4 protein-coding genes are annotated in these 3,057 nt (G+C 40.7%); 2 read left to right on the top strand and 2 right to left on the bottom strand.

Translation table 11 applies throughout. The features are described 5' to 3' along the window. Window positions 1-648 precede the first annotated feature (648 nt). Both YWE_RS0120730 and YWE_RS0120725 read left to right on the top strand, forming a co-directional pair. Window positions 649-1,227 carry a YagK/YfjJ domain-containing protein gene (locus YWE_RS0120730; RefSeq protein ID WP_071605918.1) on the top strand — a complete coding sequence of 193 codons (579 nt, stop codon included), beginning with the start codon at window positions 649-651 and terminating at the stop codon, window positions 1,225-1,227. A 122-nt stretch (window positions 1,228-1,349) separates the two neighbouring features. Next, on the top strand, window positions 1,350-1,556 hold the full coding sequence (locus YWE_RS0120725; RefSeq protein ID WP_029096189.1) for a helix-turn-helix transcriptional regulator: 207 nt from the start codon (window positions 1,350-1,352) through the stop codon (window positions 1,554-1,556). 219 nt (window positions 1,557-1,775) lie between these two features. Here the strand turns inward: YWE_RS0120725 and YWE_RS31025 are convergent, their stop codons facing one another. Together YWE_RS31025 and YWE_RS0120715 are read right to left on the bottom strand one after the other, a co-directional pair. After that, on the bottom strand, window positions 1,776-2,006 hold the full coding sequence (locus YWE_RS31025; protein ID WP_071605917.1) for a hypothetical protein: 231 nt from the start codon (window positions 2,004-2,006) through the stop codon (window positions 1,776-1,778). A 170-nt stretch (window positions 2,007-2,176) separates the two neighbouring features. Next, on the bottom strand, window positions 2,177-2,923 hold the full coding sequence (locus YWE_RS0120715) for an outer membrane protein (RefSeq protein WP_051323491.1): 747 nt from the start codon (window positions 2,921-2,923) through the stop codon (window positions 2,177-2,179). Window positions 2,924-3,057 lie beyond the last annotated feature (134 nt).

Genomic DNA, 3,057 nt, shown 5'->3' with positions numbered 1-3,057 from the left:
TAAACCTATATATTCTCTAAGGTATTTTAAATAAAACTTAAGCTCTCTTATTTCACCATTTCTTATCGGGCGTAGACTTAAAATGCTTGCGTCGATACTCATTTCTTTCATTTTATTCATCCATCATTATAAATAAATTTATATTCTGATTTTAACATATTTATTTGATTTTTAAAACCTGATTATTTCATGGTTATTNGCTTGTTAAAAAATGATAATATAATGTTTTTTTAAATTGTTTTTTACTGATTTGTTCTATGTGCGCGCTGGCTCGATAGGCTTTTCAGTCTTGATGTTATGGCAATGAAATGCGATTGGCTACAACCTGATAATTATTAATGCGTCTAGTTGAGAATGTGACTTAAAAAATATTTGTGAATATATCAACTTCATAAGTTTTGTCTATTTAATTTAACCATAAGGTTGGTTTTGTTTTTTATCAGAGTGACTGACTATTAGCATTAAGGTTAATTAATGTTATTTATAGAAGTCTCTTGGTGAGGGTCTGCTTATCAATATGGAGATGTTCATTTTCCATTAATATTTATATGCAACGTGATATTTATATGTAACATGATATTTTAAAAATACAGATGAACGCTATCTCATGAGCATTCAGCCATCTTCAATTTAATAGAGATATTACTCATGAGTCATTCTTATCGCGCTAATCCTAATTACCCTATGCACCTAAAAACATTGATGGATATTAATCAACACGTGGATGCCTTGTTTTATCGTTATTCTAAAATACTGGCATTTCGAATGGATTTTGCTTGGAAGAAAGACAGTCAGCGTTACCATGCTTCCATAGTTTCACAAATGAAAAGTGATATTGAAGCATTAGCTACTGCCCTGAAGGTTTTGCCTGTGATTGGTTATTACTGGGTAATCGAATATACAGAAAGTAAAGGGTTACACGTTCATGCCGTCTTCTATTTAAATGGTCAGCAACATCAGAAAAACTATATCACCGTTAGGCAGATTGGAGACCTATGGAAAAATATGACAGAAGACGAAGGGTATTTTTATTTCTGTCGTCCCAATAGCAACTATGAGTTTACTATCAATGACGTTATTCATTACCAAGACCACGACAGAATTCAGGCGCTTCGTTATGTCATTAGCTATTTGGCAAAGGAAGAACAGAAACCATTTGGCTTGATATCAGGAAAGAGTCCAATCCTTCCTCCGAGTGGACGAGGCCGGCCTCGAGTCCTCCGTTAGGCTATTCATACGTCTATTTATTTTTTACAGCAGTACCGGTTGATATAGCGGAGTCGGCAGATTAACCACAATGAATGTTCATTCACTCGACTCCGGTTCATCTTTATCTACCGGAGAAAACCATGACTACCTTACCTGACTTAATGAACGACCAACTGGTTGATATGACCTTCATCACAACGTTTACCGGCTTAAGCGATAAATGGTTCTACAAACTCATGAGTGAAGGTAAATTCCCCAGACCTATCAAACTGGGCCGCAGTTCTCGCTGGCTCAAAAGTGAAATCGAGCATTGGGTATTAAAACGGATTGCTGAATCTAGGGAGTGACGTTTACTGAAGTGCTGACGCACTGTAGATAACCTTGTCATGAATGTTCAATGACGGTTTGACGTGTTGTAACTATAGAGACGGTGGCGACGTTGTACTACATCGGTACCCATTAAGAAATTGAAGGTATTCTCTGTTGGTATACTGTAATGGAGTACGGATAACGGCGAGAACAACGACTAACCGCTCTATGCTATTCCTTGACTTGTCTATTCTTACTTATCGACGTGTTGATTTGGACATCATCATGATTATTCCTATCGCCGTGAACAAGCCCAACGGTATGCCGACAAACGGTGTGGCTAGTGCGCTGGTTAACCCGGCCACGGCACCGAATCCCAGGACGGGAGCCAGTATTTTTATCATCATGATGATGACCACACCACCCACTTTAGATTTATGTAACACAATGACGATGGCAACTAAAAATATCGCCGCGATAAATAACATATATTCCTCTCTGAAAAAATTAAATGCCCTTCAGAAAATGAAGCTGAATAATGAGGACAGCCTCTTTTCAAGGACATTCTGGTGAGGTGGTAATGACGCGTGTTTGTTGTTGTCGTGCCAGCAAGGGATTTTTCTCGAGCTTCCTTGTTGGCACAAAAAGTCATGCAGCATTAGAACGTATAGCGCACACCCAACATGACATCATTAGACGTCACAGACACTTTCGCAGTTTCACGGCTTCCTTTGCGAGTTGTGTAACGCGCCTCTACATCCCCAGCATCAAGATAGCGGTAGCTAAGGTCCACACTCACATTGTCTGTCATACCCCAGTTCACCCCGGCACCGACAGACCAGGCAACATGAGTACTGCTGCCTGAGTGATTACCACTTATTGTCGGACTATCGACGAGACCGGTACTGATTTGGGTATCGGTATCAATGGTGTGTTGGTCCAGTGATAAGCGACTTACGCCTAAACCGGCAGATAACCACGGTGTAAACGGAGTGGTGTTATGCATATCCCAGTAGGTATTGAGCAAAACAGTCTGGAGTTGAACGTCTAGGCTGTTTTCTTTTTTACCCTCATAGTCCGGGTAGCCAAAAGGTTCCTCATTGAAGGTCACGCTGTTATTCGAGTTTGCCTTCCCGTAACCGCTATATTCTAATTCGAGGCGAATTGGCTGGTTGAACTGCGGATGAAAATCGTAACCTACCGCCAGAGAACCCATAAAATTGCTGTCACGTTGACGACCAAAATCCGAAGGAATGCCCTCTGATGCATAGCTCAGTGACTGATTGCTGAGGTCCATTATTCCCACCCCTATCTTACCTGAGAAGTAGAGGCCGCTTTCAGGGGCGGCTAACGTGGAGGCCGACGCCAGTACCAGAGCGCTCGACAGCAGTATTTTATTTATCATCATATTTCCTTGTTAGTTGGGTGATTGATGTTGATACCCGATGGCGTCTAGACACCATGGCTAATCCATACAGCGACAACCGTCATTGAGTAAAAATAATCCAGCGTTCGCTGACGATATTATTACCGCAATTG

The sequence above is a fragment of the Budvicia aquatica DSM 5075 = ATCC 35567 genome, from assembly GCF_000427805.1.
Lineage (GTDB): Bacteria > Pseudomonadota > Gammaproteobacteria > Enterobacterales > Enterobacteriaceae > Budvicia > Budvicia aquatica.
The sequence above is the reverse complement of the archived record's forward strand: the minus strand, read 5'-3'. Positions and strand labels throughout refer to the sequence as shown.